Source organism: Brevibacillus dissolubilis (assembly GCF_006170445.1).
GTDB classification, from domain to species: Bacteria; Bacillota; Bacilli; order Brevibacillales; family Brevibacillaceae; genus Brevibacillus_B; species Brevibacillus_B dissolubilis.
The window spans coordinates 1-15,817 of the sequence record NZ_VCNA01000012.1 but is presented as its reverse complement, the minus strand read 5'-3'; the positions used below and the strand labels follow the sequence as shown (position 1 = coordinate 15,817).

At 49.7% G+C, this 15,817-nt stretch carries 12 protein-coding genes, 11 tRNA genes and 1 pseudogene; 1 reads left to right on the top strand and 23 read right to left on the bottom strand.

Translation table 11 applies throughout. The annotated features are described in order from the left end of the window. Nucleotides 1-26 precede the first annotated feature (26 nt). The 11 genes and pseudogenes from FGI41_RS19855 to sigW all read right to left on the bottom strand — a co-directional run bounded on the left by FGI41_RS19855 (nucleotide 27) and on the right by sigW (nucleotide 13,227). Nucleotides 27-794: an enoyl-CoA hydratase/isomerase gene (locus tag FGI41_RS19855; protein ID WP_139492058.1), complete on the bottom strand. Its 768-nt coding sequence runs from the start codon at nucleotides 792-794 to the stop codon at nucleotides 27-29. Beyond that, nucleotides 791-2,053 carry a hydroxymethylglutaryl-CoA synthase family protein gene (locus tag FGI41_RS19850; protein WP_139492057.1) on the bottom strand — a complete coding sequence of 421 codons (1,263 nt, stop codon included), beginning with the start codon at nucleotides 2,051-2,053 and terminating at the stop codon, nucleotides 791-793. Before FGI41_RS19850 ends, FGI41_RS19855 begins: the two co-directional genes overlap by 4 nt. An 87-nt stretch (nucleotides 2,054-2,140) precedes the next feature. Next, the gene (locus FGI41_RS19845) at nucleotides 2,141-3,352 is read right to left on the bottom strand and encodes a cytochrome P450 family protein (RefSeq protein WP_139492056.1); all 1,212 of its coding nucleotides are present in this window, start codon (nucleotides 3,350-3,352) and stop codon (nucleotides 2,141-2,143) included. A gap of 135 nt (nucleotides 3,353-3,487) precedes the next feature. Continuing rightward, a pseudogene (gene fabD / locus FGI41_RS19840) lies at nucleotides 3,488-4,354 on the bottom strand (ACP S-malonyltransferase); the annotation flags it as partial. Between the two features lie 11 nt (nucleotides 4,355-4,365). Continuing rightward, nucleotides 4,366-5,043: an MBL fold metallo-hydrolase gene (locus tag FGI41_RS19835; protein ID WP_438358042.1), complete on the bottom strand. Its 678-nt coding sequence runs from the start codon at nucleotides 5,041-5,043 to the stop codon at nucleotides 4,366-4,368. Nucleotides 5,044-6,142: 1,099 nt separating this feature from the next. Continuing rightward, nucleotides 6,143-7,975 carry a glutamine--fructose-6-phosphate transaminase (isomerizing) gene (glmS, locus tag FGI41_RS19830; RefSeq protein WP_139492054.1) on the bottom strand — a complete coding sequence of 611 codons (1,833 nt, stop codon included), beginning with the start codon at nucleotides 7,973-7,975 and terminating at the stop codon, nucleotides 6,143-6,145. 454 nt (nucleotides 7,976-8,429) lie between these two features. After that, complete coding sequence (gene glmM, locus FGI41_RS19825; RefSeq protein WP_139492053.1) at nucleotides 8,430-9,776, bottom strand: phosphoglucosamine mutase; 1,347 nt, start codon at nucleotides 9,774-9,776, stop codon at nucleotides 8,430-8,432. Between the two features lie 58 nt (nucleotides 9,777-9,834). Next, entirely contained in the window at nucleotides 9,835-11,073 is a 1,239-nt protein-coding gene (locus FGI41_RS19820) for a CdaR family protein (RefSeq protein ID WP_139492052.1), read from the bottom strand. Continuing rightward, nucleotides 11,066-11,881 carry a diadenylate cyclase CdaA gene (gene cdaA / locus FGI41_RS19815; RefSeq protein ID WP_255298557.1) on the bottom strand — a complete coding sequence of 272 codons (816 nt, stop codon included), beginning with the start codon at nucleotides 11,879-11,881 and terminating at the stop codon, nucleotides 11,066-11,068. The genes FGI41_RS19820 and cdaA overlap by 8 nt, the downstream gene beginning before the upstream one ends. 137 nt (nucleotides 11,882-12,018) lie before the next feature. Beyond that, nucleotides 12,019-12,645, bottom strand: a complete 627-nt coding sequence (locus FGI41_RS19810; protein ID WP_139492050.1) for a zf-HC2 domain-containing protein — start codon at nucleotides 12,643-12,645, stop codon at nucleotides 12,019-12,021. 18 nt (nucleotides 12,646-12,663) lie between these two features. Further along, nucleotides 12,664-13,227: an RNA polymerase sigma factor SigW gene (gene sigW / locus FGI41_RS19805; RefSeq protein ID WP_139492049.1), complete on the bottom strand. Its 564-nt coding sequence runs from the start codon at nucleotides 13,225-13,227 to the stop codon at nucleotides 12,664-12,666. Between the two features lie 176 nt (nucleotides 13,228-13,403). Between sigW and FGI41_RS19800 the strand changes: the two genes are divergently transcribed. Beyond that, the gene (locus FGI41_RS19800; protein ID WP_368656790.1) at nucleotides 13,404-13,595 is read left to right on the top strand and encodes a Spo0E family sporulation regulatory protein-aspartic acid phosphatase; all 192 of its coding nucleotides are present in this window, start codon (nucleotides 13,404-13,406) and stop codon (nucleotides 13,593-13,595) included. 172 nt (nucleotides 13,596-13,767) lie between these two features. Here the strand turns inward: FGI41_RS19800 and rocF are convergent, their stop codons facing one another. The 12 genes from rocF to FGI41_RS19740 form a co-directional block, all read right to left on the bottom strand. Continuing rightward, nucleotides 13,768-14,664: an arginase gene (rocF, locus tag FGI41_RS19795; protein ID WP_139492048.1), complete on the bottom strand. Its 897-nt coding sequence runs from the start codon at nucleotides 14,662-14,664 to the stop codon at nucleotides 13,768-13,770. A 177-nt stretch (nucleotides 14,665-14,841) separates the two neighbouring features. After that, a tRNA-Gly gene (locus tag FGI41_RS19790) sits at nucleotides 14,842-14,915 on the bottom strand. A gap of 9 nt (nucleotides 14,916-14,924) precedes the next feature. Beyond that, nucleotides 14,925-15,001 (bottom strand) — tRNA-Pro (locus FGI41_RS19785). 15 nt (nucleotides 15,002-15,016) lie between these two features. Then, a tRNA-Arg gene (locus tag FGI41_RS19780) sits at nucleotides 15,017-15,093 on the bottom strand. Nucleotides 15,094-15,101: 8 nt separating this feature from the next. Next, nucleotides 15,102-15,177: transfer RNA gene (locus FGI41_RS19775), tRNA-Gly, on the bottom strand. Between the two features lie 12 nt (nucleotides 15,178-15,189). Then, nucleotides 15,190-15,265, bottom strand: a tRNA-Lys gene (locus tag FGI41_RS19770). 4 nt (nucleotides 15,266-15,269) lie between these two features. Next, nucleotides 15,270-15,344: transfer RNA gene (locus FGI41_RS19765), tRNA-Gln, on the bottom strand. Nucleotides 15,345-15,352: 8 nt separating this feature from the next. Beyond that, nucleotides 15,353-15,437, bottom strand: a tRNA-Tyr gene (locus FGI41_RS19760). 14 nt (nucleotides 15,438-15,451) lie between these two features. Further along, nucleotides 15,452-15,527 (bottom strand) — tRNA-Val (locus FGI41_RS19755). A 7-nt stretch (nucleotides 15,528-15,534) separates the two neighbouring features. Then, nucleotides 15,535-15,611 (bottom strand) — tRNA-Glu (locus tag FGI41_RS19750). Between the two features lie 11 nt (nucleotides 15,612-15,622). Continuing rightward, nucleotides 15,623-15,698 (bottom strand) — tRNA-Thr (locus FGI41_RS19745). A gap of 1 nt (nucleotide 15,699) precedes the next feature. Then, a tRNA-Asn gene (locus FGI41_RS19740) sits at nucleotides 15,700-15,774 on the bottom strand. Between the last annotated feature and the right edge of the window lie 43 nt (nucleotides 15,775-15,817).

Genomic DNA, 15,817 nt, shown 5'->3' with positions numbered 1-15,817 from the left:
ATCTACATCTATTAGGAAACGCTGTACTATCGGCTCTCCCACGGAAATTGCCCGGTCTGCACATACCGGATGATTCCCTCTTGGTTCTGCGGGTCGGCAAACACCTCTTGATTGGACGCAAGAGCCAGCCCCTTGGATTGATACAGCAGATCGTTCAACTCAGCAGAAAACCTTTTATACCGCTGCACAGCAGACTTCGACAACCGTCTCAGACGTACCAGATGCTTGCGCAAAAGCACCTCACTGTTCGCCTCATACGCATCCACCAAGCGCCAGGTATGTGCCTGCTGCACCGTGATCGGCTGGGTCATCAAGGTCAGATAATGCGCATTCTGATGTCCAATCCTCCGCACCAAAAAAGGCAGCACACACGCCGGAAACAATCCAAACAGCAATTCAGACAAGCTAAAATGCGCCGTCTCATCAGCCACGACAATATCACTCGCAGCCACGAACCCGACGCCACCCGCATTTACTTTTCCCCGGACATGCGAAATCGTAATAAATGGCCCGGTAGCCAGCTTCAGCCACAGATCATACAGCGGCTCCTGACTCTGTGCCGTCCGATTCCCGCTGACCAGCTCGTTGTAGATCCCGTCAAAATCAGCCCCGAAGCAAAACACCTCCGGCAAGCCCTCCAGCACCACAACCGTTGCGGCTTCCTCACACAGCGCCAGCACATGATGCATCTCTTCGATCAGACGGTCATTGATCGTATTGTTCGCCTCAGGCCGGTACAGCCTGATGTAGCAGATCGACTCCTGAAACCGAACCTGTATCGTCTGGTAATTCATCGGACCCACCGGTATTTGCGATGGAATTCAGAGATCTCCTCCAGATACAGCCGTTCCTTGCCTTTCCCTGCCGCCAATACACCTGGGATGAAATCCAGATCCAATTTGACATTGCGGGTCCCGAATTTCACGGCTCCATTCCCTTTAAAAATCGCCTCATACTCTTCCATCGAAAGCTGGTAACGCTCATCGAGATGCCGCTCCATCGCAAAACGGCGCTGGCGTTCCTGCCCCTGTGGTGTCACCACACCGCTGAAGAATTCGGAGCAGCAGCCAGAGCCGTAGGAGAAGCAGCCTACCCGTTTCGGTGCTGTATACTGTCCCTGATCGACCGTACTTGCCAAGGACAACAGCATCGTCGCCCCCATGATATTGCCCACCCGCTGGCAGTAGGTCATCCCCGGTATGACACGCGTCTCGAAATCCTGTTCGATCTCATTGCGATTCGCTTTGGTCATCTTGCGCATCATGGTTCGATGTGCCCCTTTGACCATCCCTCCGAACGGAGTATGGTAAGCAAGGTACTGGAATGTCTCCTGATAATCCGCCTCTGGTACCCGTCTCTGATATTCGCGGAATGTCTGCTCACAGCAGTCCATATACGACATCAAGGACAGGTCAGCATCTCCCGCCTCACTGTCTGGCACCGGACGGCATGTGTCCATCACTTCATAGCCATAATAACCGGTTGCGCCCACATCCACTTGGAATACGGACGGATTTTCTCCAATCAGTACGGCGACCGCACCAGCCCCTGCACTCGGCTCAGAGTACGACCAGTCCTCACTCAATGCATCTCCGCCCTCTGCCACCAAAAAGCGGGAAATATCGGTCGCCACCACCAAAGCCTTCGCCCCAGGAGAGGACTGCGACAAAATAAAATTGACCGCCATCTGAAACCCAGCCGCCCCAGAATAACAGGCTTGCTTGATTTCAAATAAGCGGCAGTTTCGGTTCAGCCCCAGATAATGATGAATGTAGGTACTCATGGATTTCCCGAAATCGATCCCTGATTCGGTGCAGGTGATCAACAGCTCAATCCGGTCCTTCTCTGCTTCTGACAACGAGTCAATGATCGGCTTCGCCGCATTCACGCCATACGTAACCGGATCTTCATACGGCAAGGCGACCGCCTTTTCTTTCATCAATAAATTCTCGAATCGCGCAGAATCCAGATTGCGGTGCTTCGCCAGCTCCATTACATCCAGATACGCCGATCCCCCAAAAATATTTATCGCTTCCACTCCGGCAGAGACCATACCTGCTTTCCCTCCATCTGACACTTTTATTGGTTAATGATTGCGATTAGCTGCAAGGAACCTGCTATGGGTACTGCCAATCCCCCCTTACAGGGAGACTGGCAGCTCCTCCAACCCACGCAAAAATGCATTCTTTCTCCATTTCAGCTCATCTGCTGTTACCTTCAGCTGAATATCCGGGAACCGCTTCAATAACGCTGAGAATGCAATCTGCCCTTCCATTCTCGCAAGCGGAGCACCCAAGCAGACATGAATGCCATTCCCAAACGCAATATGGCGGTTCGGTGCACGGTCGAGATCGAGCTGATCCGGATTCTCGAACTGCTTCGGATCGCGGTTCGCTGCCCCTACCCCGATGAAGAACATATCTCCTTTTTGGAAGGAATGACCCTCGTAGCTGAAATCTTCAAGCGCCCAGCGGTTTGCCATCATCATGACCGGAGACGTATAGCGAAGCAGCTCTTCCACAGCGGATTCGATCATCTCAGGATGTTGCTTCAATGCTTCCAGCTGATCTCTGTGCTGAAGCAGTGCCAGTGTACCCGAGCCAAGCAGATTTACCGTCGTTTCCAGACCAGCCACCACCAGAATAAACAGCATCGCATACAGCTCTGCTTCATCCAGCCTGTCGCCATTCTCTTCCGCCTGTACCAGTTTACTGATCAGGTCGTCTTTTGGATTGGCTTTCCGGTCTTCGATCAGCTTGCCGAGATAGCTTTTGAACTCTCTGATATATTTATTGCTCAGCTCTTGATTCGCTTCGGATGTATCGACAATCGTGTTGGTCCACACGTTGAACGTCTCGCGGTCCTCTTCCGGAATCCCCATCAGCTCAGAGAGCACGATGAACGGCAGTGGAGAAGCGAAATCTCTCATGATATCCACTTCTACCTTTTTCTCCATCTCATCCAACAAGCGCTCTGCTGTCTGTGTAATGCTGGCACGCATATTCTCGATCGTGCGCGGCGTAAATGCCAAGTGAACCAACGAACGCAAGCGAGTATGATCTGGAGCATCCTTAAACAGCATGTGATCCGATACAAAATTGACATCTTCACTCACATTGATCGCCTTGATCATCTCTGGGCTCATGACCTTTTTGACGTCCCTTGTAATACGCTCTTCTTTGATGAACGTATTGCAATCGTCATACCCCGTGATCAGCCAGCAACGAAGCGTACGGCCAAAACGGTTCAACTCAAAAAAATGAATCGGGTCGTTCTCGCGGAAATAGCCCATCACGGCAAACGGATCTTGGTTAAACTCTACTGAATTCGGGTTAAATGCTACTTTTTCCATTTCAATTCTCCTCGCATCATATTTATAAAAGATACATTCTATCTATAAAACAAAAGAAACACTCTCCTCCGGCGGAACGGTATCACCGAATGATAGAGTGTTTTTTGGGTGGAAAATGAAGGTACAGACCGATCAGACCAGCTGAATCGGTGTTGCTTCTTTTCTGATCTTCGTAATCAGCCCGGTTAAGACCATCCCCGGCCCGATCTCTTCAAATGTCATGTCTCCCTGACCCATCAAGTAACGGATGCTGTCTGTCCATCTGACCGAGTGATTGATCTGCTCCGCCAGCGTCGCCTTCAGCTTCTCCTGCTCATAGGGCCGTGCATGCACATTGGAGATGACCGGAATCGATAATGGGTTGAGTAGGAATGCACTTAGGAACTGTTCAAATTCCTGCTTCGCTTCACTCATATATCGGGAATGGAACGCACCGCTGACATCCAACGGGCGATACATGCGAACCTCTTTGACCGCTTCAAAAACAGGTCTGGCCCGGTCAATGTCCTCTTTTCGCCCGGAAATAACGATCTGGGTAGGCGTATTGAAGTTGGCCACATCAATCGCATCCAGCTGACTCTGCTGCAGGATCTCGGTCACCTGCACATCACTCAGCCCCACGACCGCAGCCATCCCGCCGCCCGTGACCCTGCTCATCAGCTCGCCTCTTTTTCGTACCAACTGCAAGCCAGTCACAAAATCAAAAGCCCCCGCGGCAAACAATGCGTTATACTCCCCTAAGCTGTGACCTGCCACGAAGTCTGGCACTTTCCCGGTATCCCGGATTTTTTTCAGATAGCTCAAAGCACTCACCACGTATAGCGCTGGCTGCGTATATTGTGTCTGGCTCAGATACGAATACGGGTTGACCGTGCAAAGCCTCCTGATCGAATATCCCAGCACTTCATCGGCCTGCTCTGTCAGCTCCACAAACTCATCAAAGAGCGCCTCTCCCATCCCTTTGTGCTGAGAGCCTTGCCCTGGGAACACATAGGTGATCATCTTTTCCCCTCCTATTTAAAATCAAACAAGCCCTTCTGGTTGCCTCGCATCCTGAACTTAATGAAATGCTCGATTCTCTCTATATGAAAATAAATATTGTTTCGCAGCAGATAGCTCAGCGGCTGTCCCGGCTCTTTCCCAAACGAATGTCCCGGATAGACCCGTACATGTGGCTCAACCGTTCTTTTCACCCGCTGGATACTCTCAAACATCTCATAGGGAGAGCCTCCCACGGTCGTACAGATGCCACACCCCTCTATGAAAATCGTATCCCCGGTAAACAGACTCTCCGATAAAAGATAGCAGGTGCCTCCCACCGTATGCCCTGGTGTCACCAGACAGGTGATGCCAGTTTCCCCCAGTTGGATGGCATCGAGGTCCTCCACTGGATTCAGATTCGGACAACGAAACTGATAAGTATCGATCTCCTTGGCAGACATATAGACCTGTGAGCCATACAGTTCCACCAACGGAGCCGCCATGTTGACATGATCATCATGGGAATGCGTCAGCAAAATCACGTCAGGCTTCACACCAAGTGCCCGAAATGTCCCCGTAATCAGCTCCAAATCCCAAGCAGGGTCGACGATGGCAGTCTGTCCCGTTGCCTGATCGACCACGATATAATTGAAGTTTCGTATATTGGCAGAAGCGACCTTGATTTGGTATAGGTCATACCCTGTATGGATCCCGCGATGCTCCAGCATTTGCAAGATTGCTTGCCACCTCCTGAGGCATGATTCTGTTCAACCCCACCAAATAAAAAAATGCTGTTACCAGCAGATTTTCCAAATGATCGCTATTTGATTTTGGGCCGGATTTTGATGATCGGTGTTCCATCTCCTACATTCGTGAGATTATTTTTGTTTATTAATAAACTTGTTGATGCTTTTGTATATATATGCCCGTTATATTATCACGCAATTGTTTTCGACTAATCGGCAAGAAATACGGAGTGGTTTTTTCCAATTTGAACGACTCCTGCTGTTCGCATATCACATCTCCGATTGCGAACAGACCTCTCCCCTTTCATCTGCCTTTTCGACACATTACATAATTATGTGCTTATAAAACCTAATTTCCACTAACGTGCCGCAACAACGATTAGTTTTGATTAGGATTTTTCCCTATCTACTGTAATTTTAGTTGTTCTTATCCCTTGTATGGGAAATTTTATAATACCACTATTATAGTAGTCATACTGTCTAGATTTGTCAATATTTTCTCTTTTATGGTTATATAAGTCGACTGAATATTATTGCATTTGGTAGAAGAATATGAGTGAAGATGTGAGGGGAGATCATTCGCGGATAAACATTCTTTTATATGGGAGGGGTTATGGACTAGGTCCTGGGGTACTTGCAGGTAGTAGATTTCACTTTGAACAGATGAAAGTCTACCTATTTCTTGCAAAAGTTAAAAGCCGAGTAGAACTCAGATCAATGACCTGAGTTCTACTCGGCTTTTCGAAAAGATGTAGATGATGTGTATTTAGGGTTTTAGTTTGTATGCCTCAACTAAGAACGGTATGATTTGTTCAATATCATTCACCAATTTAAGATTGACGAATGGTTCACGAGCTTTATCATAGGCAAGCCAAGCCGTTCAAGCCCCGTTCTTGCTTACGGTTGTATTCAATGAAAATATAACATAACAGATAACCTCTGCTTGCATCGATAATCAACCGTTAGTGTACGCAATCTATGTACAAAAGAAAAGAGCGAGAGGCTTTAAAATCGTCCTCTCGCTCTTTATTGCTTACATCTTAATGTTCTATCAAAAAACCTCTTACTCCACCGTCACACTCTTCGCCAAGTTACGCGGTTTATCAACATCCAAACCACGCGCTGCGGATGCATAGTATGCGAGCAGCTGGAGCGGGATTACGGACAGAACTGGAGACAAGAACGGCAGTGTTTGTGGGATGTGGATCACGGAGTCGACGGTCTTGCCAAGCTCTTCATCACCTGCAACTGCAAAACCAAGCGTACGCGCACCACGGGCGATTACCTCAACGATGTTGCTGACAGTCTTTTCATAGATGTCAGGTTGAGTCGCAAGGCAGATCACAGGAACATTGTCCTCGATCAGAGCAAGCGTACCATGCTTGAGCTCGCCTGCTGCGTATGCTTCGGAGTGGATGTAGGAGATTTCTTTGAGCTTGAGAGAGCCTTCGAGCGTCACAGCGAAATCAAGACCGCGGCCGATGAAGAACAGGCTGGTTACATCGGTCAGGGTGTTCGCGAATTCGCGGATCGCTTCTGGATTTTCCAGGATTTCAGCCACTTTGCCCGGCAGTTCAAGCAGGTTGGTGGTGATCTCCGCGATTTGTGCGTCGGATTGCGTGCCTTTCACTTGCGCAAAGTAGAGCGCGAAGAGATACAGGGAAATCACTTGGCACGTATATGCTTTGGTGGATGCGACTGCTACCTCTGGGCCAGCCCAGGTGTAGATCACTTCGTCTGCTTCACGGGCTACAGAGCTGCCTACCACGTTGGTGATAGCGAGTACTTTTACGCCGCTCTTTTTCGCTTCGCGCAGAGCTGCGAGGGTATCTGCTGTTTCACCGGATTGGCTGATGACCACAACGAGTGTTTTGTCGGTGAAGATCGGGTCGCGGTAACGGAACTCAGACGCTACTTCTACCGCTACTGGTACGCGTACCAGCTTCTCGATGACTTCTTTCCCGACGAGACCTGCGTGCATGGATGTACCGCAAGCCACGATGTAGATGTGGTTGAACTGAGACAGCTCCTCGGCGCTCATCTTGATCTCAGGCAGAACCACTTTATTGGTGTCTACATCGATACGGGAACCCATGGTGTCGCGGATCGCTTGTGGCTGCTCATAGATTTCTTTCAGCATGAAGGAATCGTAGCCGCCTTTTTCAGCCTGCACGAGGTCCCACTCGACGTGGAAGATATCACGCTCGATTTTTTCACCGGTTTCAGCGACAGACAGTTCAATACCGTTACGGGTCAGAACAGCCATTTCCCCTTCATTGAGGATGTAGACGTCACGGGTGTGTTCCAGGATTGCTGGAATGTCAGAGCCGATGAACGCTTCACCTTCGCCGATCCCGACGATGAGTGGGCTTGCCAGACGAGCCGCGATCAATTTGTCAGGCTCATACTCAGACATGATTCCCAGCGCATAAGCACCGCGCATTTTCTTGATCGCTTGACGGACAGTGGATTCGAGATCACCATCGTACAGGTCAGCGAGCAAGTGAGCGATGACTTCTGTGTCGGTCTCAGAGATGAATTTGTAGCCTTTAGCGATCAGCTCTTCTTTAATAGAAAGGAAGTTCTCGATAATCCCGTTGTGTACCACCGCGAATTTTTGCTTCTCGTCGAGGTGTGGGTGAGAATTCTCGCGGGATGGCTTACCGTGTGTCGCCCAGCGAGTATGACCGATCCCTGCTGTACCTTCCAGCGGTTTTACTTCCAGGAGAGCTTCGAGCTCAGCGAGGCGTCCTTTTGCTTTATCGTGAGCCAGACCATTTTCCGTGAGAACGGCAACACCTGCAGAGTCATAGCCGCGGTATTCAAGCTTACGCAGACCACCAACAATAATTTCTTGAGCATTCTTTTGACCAATATATCCAACGATACCGCACATGTATAAATAATCCCCTTTCAAAATACGGCAGGGGACACATCCCATCTAAGCTGCTTATGACGGGGCTGCGTCCCCGCCGTTCTCGTGTTGTACTTGATTAACCTCATTTCGGTGTATCTGTATCATGTTCAGGTTTTGTCCAGCCGGTTACCCTGCTGTTTTGTCCTTGAACTTTGCGGCGCTGATACAAGCATCCGGGAGGCATCCGCCGAAACATTCGATAAACCTCCTCCTCGTCCACTGTGCTCCATGTCGGGCAGCCACAGTGCTGGCGCTTTACAATTGTCAAACCACAGGTAATTTCCCTTATATTCACCACCTTTCCAAAAGTCTATGAGATGAATCACTAGAATACTTTATCACAGCTTAGGCAAGTGTACAATGCTTTATTTGATACCTAATTTTATGCAAAAGGGAGCAGCATTGTGCCACTCCCTTACACTTGCATTGCCTATTAGGAAAGCTCGGCTTTCACGATGTCTACGATGTTGCCGACGATCTTTTGCAGCTCGGCTTCGTCTGGACCTTCTGCCATGACGCGGACAAGCGGTTCTGTACCGGATGGACGCACCAGCACACGGCCATTGCCTGCGAGTGCATCTTCCGCATCACGGATCGCTTGCTCAATCACCGCATTGCCGGAGAGCTTGGATTTGTCTTCGACGCGTACGTTCACCAGCAGCTGCGGGAACTTGGTCATCACGCGGGCCAGCTCAGAGAGTGGCTTGCCTGTTTCCTTGATGATGTTGAGGATTTGCAGACCAGTGAGAAGTCCATCCCCAGTCGTATTGTAATCGAGGAAAATGATGTGACCGGATTGCTCCCCGCCGAAGTTGTAGCCTCCACGGATCATCTCTTCCACTACATAACGGTCGCCTACTGCGGTTTTGGTTGTATTGATCCCGCACTCTTCCATACCTTTGTAGAAACCAAGGTTGGCCATGACAGTGGTCACGATGGTGTTGTTGTTCAGCTTACCTTTTGCTTTGAGCGCACGGGCACAGATCGCCATGATGAAGTCACCGTCGATGATCTGACCGTTCTCATCCACCGCGATACAACGGTCAGCGTCCCCGTCAAAAGAAAGACCAAGCACAGCTTTGTGCTTCACGACTTCCTCCTGCAGACGCTCTGGGTGAGTGGAGCCACAGTTTTCGTTGATGTTGACACCATTCGGGCTTGCCCCGATCGTGATGACCTCTGCTTCTACATCTGCGAACAGACGCGCAGCGAGAGAGGATACCGCACCATTGGCACAGTCGAGCACGATCTTCATGCCGTCAAAACGCTCGTTAACCGTGTTTTTCAAGTGAGACAGATATTTTTGACAGCCCTCCAAGTAATCGAGGACCGTACCGATTTGATCGCCGGTTGGACGTGGCAGTGTATCTTCTGCTGCGTCCAGATATTGTTCGATTTCGCTTTCCACTTCGTCGTTGAGCTTAAAGCCGTCGCCGCCGAAGAATTTGATCCCATTATCCGGGTACGGGTTGTGAGATGCAGAGATCATGACACCAGCATCCGCACCCAATGCGCGGGTCAGATAGGAAACACCGGATGTCGCGATGACACCAAGACGCACGACTTCTGCTCCCACGGAAAGCAGACCTGCGATCAACGCGTTCTCCAGCATATGACCAGACAGACGAGTGTCACGTCCAATCACTACTTTTGGTTTGCCTTCTTGTTTATGTCGAGTCAGCACGTAACCGCCGACGCGCCCTACCTTAAACGCCAACTCAGGCGTCAATTGCGCATTCGCTACGCCGCGAATCCCGTCTGTACCAAAATATTTCCCCATCCTTGTCCCTCTTTTCCTAACTTCTACAGATATTAGCCTATGGTTATTCCTATGTCTCTTATGGTTTATTCGTGATTTCCACGGTTACCTGCTTGACCGCAGTCGGTGCTACCTTGAGATAGTTCGGCAACGGATTGTACGTCACCGGTACTTCATGCACACCAACCGGCAAGCTGCTCACATCGACCAGCACCTGTACATCCTCTACAGTCAATCCACGCAGATTCTGCGGTGCACCGATTACATCAAAATTCACGGTCGTGACCTCCTGACCGTCAGCAGCCAACACTCTTGCCGTCAGCTTGTCAGCTAGTCCACTTATGCGAAGCGGCACGTTCTCCAAGCGCTTCGTCTCTGACGGTACCACCTTGAGTGATACCTCGATGAACTCCGGCTCTACTTTTACCACACCCGGCATCAACGGCATTTTGAGCTGCAATACCAAGTCTGATTTGATTTTGGACAAATCAATATCAGGCCCTGGGTATGTCGTAACCGACTTGATGACATCCTGTGGCCCGTAGACAGTGGCTTCTTCCACACTTGTTACTATACTAGCCAAACTATAGCCATCCGGCAGGTCATTCGTCAAGTTCATTTTCAATGGAATTAACAGGTAAGGGCTTGTTACCGGTACTTTTACCTCGACTGTCGGCGGATATACCTCTACCCGCTGCATCGGTGATCCTGTCTTATCGTACACCTTGAGCGGCACGGTATCGGTGATTTCCTCCTTGGCCCCTTCGAGATTGACCGTCGCCTTGACCAAGCCGATATTCTTCAGCTGGCTGGCCGGTCCTTTCACATGTACGCGGAACGGTTTGACAATCGCTTCTCCCGCTTTGTAGCCCAGAGCCACCTTCCCAATCGGATCGATGCTGACATCCTTTTCGACGATCTGCTTCTCCTCCAAGGTGATCGGCACGACGCTTGGGGTGATGTTCACCACGGTACCCTCAGGGAAGCCCTTGTACTGCACCGCGACGTTATGCGTACCCTTGCCAAGCCCTTTGGCATCGACGAAGAACTCATAACTGTCGGTGGTAAAGAAATTATTATAACGGAAAAACGGATTGGTACTCTCTACCGCCACGCGTACCGTCTGCAGCTGTTTGACGACCTCAAAGCGTTCGGAATCATAATACGGAGTAATCTTTACCCCCTCGATAAACGTAGGCTGTGCCACTTCCGTCGTTGCCCCGGACTCCGGTTCAAAATTAACCACCATCCAAAGCATGATGGCTAGCAGCAAAGCCACACTTCGGGCAAACCAATGACTGTTTAACCATCTATCCATGTTTTCGCCTCCATTGCAAACGACTTCCCATGGACTTGCTCTGTTGCGGATTCAGCTGCTCCAGCAAAATTCGGGTCAGATCCTCTTCCGTCAAGTTACGGGTGATATCCCCGTTATACGTGATCGACACCTGCCCTGTCTCTTCAGATACCACGATGGACAAACCATCTGATACCTCACTCATCCCGATCGCGGCCCGGTGACGTGTCCCCAGCTCCTTGGAAATCGATGAATTCTCCGAGAGCGGCAGGTAACATCCGGCAGCCAGCAGTGCATCTTTTCGGATAATGACCGCTCCATCATGAAGCGGCGTATTCGGAATAAATATATTGATCAACAATTCCGAGGTAACTTTCCCCTGGATTTGAATCCCTGTCTCCACGTAATCATTCAGCCCTGTCTCGCGTTCCAGCACGATCAGCGCCCCAATCCGCCGCTTCGCCATATAGGTGACAGATTTGGCTACATCCTGCACAACCCGCTGAACCGTCTCTTCATCATCAGTGGAATGCGACCTCGAAAACAGCTTGCCTCGTCCAAGCTGCTCCAACGCTCGGCGCAGCTCCGGCTGAAAAATAATCACCAACGCCAAAACCCCGAAGGTAAAGGCCTGTGACATCAGCCAGTGCAGCGTCTTCAGTTCGAAATACTTACTGACGAGCCACGTCATCACAATCACCAGAATCCCGCGCAGCAGCTGGACCGCACGCGTACCCCGGATCAGGAGGATCAGCTTGTAGATCAGATACGTTACCAACGTTATATCAACCGCATAGCGCAGTAAATTCGCGTAGTTAAGGCTTTCCAAGAACCTTATGATCAAAACGTCCTCACATCCCTGCTCCATTTCATTTCCGCCTGCATCCTGTTTACAGACAAACAGATTAAATCTGCGGAAAAAGCACGGCTCGCCATGGCCGTGCTCCCTGTTTCTTCTATTTTCCCCTATGGAGTCATTGGAAGCAAGTCATTTCCGATATTTTTTAACTCATACCAAATGTAATCCACAATCTGCTTAATCGACTCCTGATTACCGGCGATATGAGCCGTTGATGCCATCAGCCGGACCTCCCCGTCAATGGCCACCACGTCCCCGTTTACTTGCCCCTCGACTTCCACGTTCCCGTTCCGGACGATGATATCCCCGCTCACGGTTGTTCCTTCGGGTACGATCACCACATGCCGTTTTTGATCGATTTTCAGCTTATCCATCTCAGATGAGGCCACCTGCAGGTAATCATCCTGATCGACCCAGGAAGAGACCAGGCTACCTCCCATCAGCAATAAAAACACAGCCGCCGCGGACAAAAACGGATGTGCCCGAAGCCAGCCGGCAAACCGGTTCGCCTTGGTTGGAGCCGGCAGCTTAGCCATCACCTTCGCTGTAAAATCACTCGGCGCATGAATATGCGATGCACTCTGCACAAACGCGATCGCTTTCTGAATCTCGTGCATGATCTCACGGCATTCTGCACAGGTCTGCAAATGGGCTTGCAGAATCTGATTTTTTTCCGAATCTATATCTTCATCCAAATAACCATGGATCAGGGGGCGAATTTGTTTGCAATCCATCGAGATAAGCTCCTTTCGCTACATGAATTTTAATTTCCCGCGCAATGCTTCCCGTCCACGGTGAATCCTTGTCTTGATCGTTGTAATCGGCAATTGCAACACATCACTGATCTCCTGCAGCGAAAGATCCTCAATATACCGTAAGATCATGATCGAGCGGTATTTTGGGTTCAACTGTGTAAGTGCCCCCTGTACCGTCTCCTGCAGCTCATGCACAACGACCTTTTCTTCTGGAGTCTTTTCCTTCGATGGCAGGCGGGAATACCAGTCCATACCGCTGTCATCCTGTGTCTCTTCATCTAAAGAGAAGTGCGGTTTTTTCTTTCGCCCTCTGTCGATACAAAGATTGGTGGCGATCCGGTAAATCCAAGTCGAGAATTTGTACTCCTCGTTGTAGTTCTGGAAATTGGCATACACACGTAAAAACGTCTCCTGCGCAATATCCTCGGCTTCTTCACGGTTCCTTACCATACGATATGCCAGCGAATAGATCTTGTCTTTGTACATCTCTACAAGCTCTTCAAAAGCCTCCCGATCACCGCGCTTGGCCCGCTGAACCAATCTTTTCTCTACAAATTCCATGCTATCCTCCTAAAGGTTATCGCACATCAAGGTATACGAACCACTTCATATCAGGTTTCATCTGTTTAAAAAGAACTTTTTGGAAATAATTTTGCTAAAAATGGTTATTTTATTGCAGTTTTTCTATATAATAAAAGTGGGAATCATTATGTATTGAAACCTTTTTGTGGAGTGTGATGATGATGTGCACCAAATCCCTTTTATCTGAAATTGAAGTAGTCCGCCGGGAGATGAACGATCAGTACAAACATCATGCTGTCATCACACCTGAACTCCTCGAATTAAGTGTAAAGCTGGACAAGCTCTTGAACCAGCTCCAGAGCCCGACACTACTATGCAGCCAGTTACTTTGTAATTGTAAAGTATAACCAATAAGTTGTCTAATTTAGATATGAAAAAAGAGAGGCGCGTCTGCCTCTCTTTTTATTATGCCAACCTAATGGCTACCGATATGCTTTATGGCTTGTCTGCTGTATTACCTAACTGAGAGCGTTGACCAGCGCTACCCTAGCTTATTCCGAATGCTGAGCCAAATTAGCGCTACAGCAGCTTGTCACCAAACGCTGAGCCAATCAGCGCAACCGCTACCTTTGCTGTCATGTTTTCGCGGTCGAGAATCGGGTTCACCTCTACGAACTCCGCGGATGTCAGGATATCCGCCTCAGCCAGGATCTCCATAGCCAGATGACCTTCCCGGTACGAAATCCCGCCAATCACAGGCGTACCCACACCAGGAGCGTACAATGGATCCAGACCGTCCAAATCAAGGCTCAAGTGCACGCCATCGGTGCCGTTGCTGACATGCTTAATCGATTCTTCCATCACGCGCGTCATCCCCAAACGGTCGATCTCATGCATGGTGTATACCTTGATACCTTTTTCCTTAATCAGTTTACGTTCCCCTGGATCAAGGTCACGGGCACCGATGATGACGATGTTCTCCGGCTTGATCTTCGGTGCATATCCACCAAGGTTCACCAAACGGTTATGGCCCAGTCCCAAACTAGCTGCCAGAGGCATACCATGGATGTTACCAGATGGCGAGGTTTCCCCTACGTTCAGGTCACCATGCGCATCAAACCAGATAACCCCTACGTTCTTTTTGCTCGCTGCCACCCCAGCAATTGTCCCGATCGCAATGCTGTGGTCACCACCCAACACGAGCGGAAAACGGCCTGCTTCGACTTCCTTGCGTACAGCATCAGCCAGCAGATGATTTGCTTCAAATACTTCATCCAAATACTTATGATTTTCGGTCTCGCTGAATGTCTGTGGACGAGACACCGGAATATCACCAATATCTTTTACGGAATAACCCAAACCCTCTAAACGCTCTACCACACCCGCGTGTCGAATGGCACTTGGCCCCATTTCTACACCACGGCGGTCAGCTCCCAAATCCAAGGGTACTCCAATAATACTAATGTTTTTATTCATGAACATTACTCCTTCCCCTTATGTGCTATTCTTATTGTAGCCTTAGAAGGTGAAATGACTCAACCAGACAGAAATCTGTATAGATATGAGCATATGAGCCGCACTCAGCCCAGTAATTTTTTCTTCCAAAACAAAAAACGAGCAATCCCCAAAAGGATTACTCGTTGTCTTTTCATATGGAGCGGGTGATGGGAATCGAACCCACGCGACCAGCTTGGAAGGCTGGAGTTCTACCATTGAACTACACCCGCAAAACTAAATGGTCGGGAAGACAGGATTCGAACCTGCGACCCCTTGGTCCCAAGCCAAGTACTCTACCAAGCTGAGCTACTTCCCGACTGTTTTTGTAAGATGGCGTGCCCTGAGAGATTCGAACTCCCGACCTTTTGATTCGTAGTCAAACGCTCTATCCGGCTGAGCTAAGGGCACATCTTTTATGGAGCGGACGAAGGGTCTCGAACCCTCGACCTTCGCCTTGGCAAGGCGACGCTCTACCAATTGAGCTACGTCCGCATGTTATGAAAATGGTGAGTCATGAAGGACTCGAACCTTCGACCCTCTGATTAAAAGTCAGATGCTCTACCAACTGAGCTAATGACTCACAATGGCTGGGGTACTAGGATTTGAACCTAGGAATGACGGAGTCAAAGTCCGTTGCCTTACCGCTTGGCTATACCCCAATGTGAAGTGGTGGGGAGAGACGGATTCGAACCGCCGAACCCAGAGGGAGCAGATTTACAGTCTGCCGCGTTTAGCCACTTCGCTATCTCCCCGATATGATGTTAGATGGTGGAGGCTGACGGGATCGAACCGCCGACCCTCTGCTTGTAAGGCAGATGCTCTCCCAGCTGAGCTAAGCCTCCGTATAGATGGTGACCCGTAGGGGATTCGAACCCCTGAATGACAGCGTGAAAGGCTGCTGTGTTAAACCGCTTCACCAACGGGCCAAGTGATAAAATGGTGCTCCCGACAGGAATCGAACCTGCGACCTCTTCCTTACCATGGAAACGCTCTACCGACTGAGCTACAGGAGCATGGCTCCTCAGGACGGACTCGAACCGCCAGCCTACCGGTTAACAGCCGGTTGCTCCACCATTGAGCTACTGAGGAATATTATGAAGGATGTTGCACCTTCAAAACTGGGTATGCAATA

Bases quoted from the DNA above. Each gene is read 5' to 3' on its own strand.
- FGI41_RS19800 (WP_368656790.1), top strand. From the start codon at position 13,404: ATGATGATGTGCACCAAATCCCTTTTATCTGAAATTGAAGTAGTCCGC.
- sigW (WP_139492049.1), bottom strand. From the start codon at position 13,227: ATGGAATTTGTAGAGAAAAGATTGGTTCAGCGGGCCAAGCGCGGTGAT.
- FGI41_RS19820 (WP_139492052.1), bottom strand. From the start codon at position 11,073: ATGGATAGATGGTTAAACAGTCATTGGTTTGCCCGAAGTGTGGCTTTG.
- rocF (WP_139492048.1), bottom strand. From the start codon at position 14,664: ATGAATAAAAACATTAGTATTATTGGAGTACCCTTGGATTTGGGAGCT.
- FGI41_RS19850 (WP_139492057.1), bottom strand. From the start codon at position 2,053: ATGGTCTCTGCCGGAGTGGAAGCGATAAATATTTTTGGGGGATCGGCG.
- FGI41_RS19855 (WP_139492058.1), bottom strand. From the start codon at position 794: ATGAATTACCAGACGATACAGGTTCGGTTTCAGGAGTCGATCTGCTAC.
- FGI41_RS19845 (WP_139492056.1), bottom strand. From the start codon at position 3,352: ATGGAAAAAGTAGCATTTAACCCGAATTCAGTAGAGTTTAACCAAGAT.
- FGI41_RS19810 (WP_139492050.1), bottom strand. From the start codon at position 12,645: ATGGATTGCAAACAAATTCGCCCCCTGATCCATGGTTATTTGGATGAA.
- glmS (WP_139492054.1), bottom strand. From the start codon at position 7,975: ATGTGCGGTATCGTTGGATATATTGGTCAAAAGAATGCTCAAGAAATT.
- glmM (WP_139492053.1), bottom strand. From the start codon at position 9,776: ATGGGGAAATATTTTGGTACAGACGGGATTCGCGGCGTAGCGAATGCG.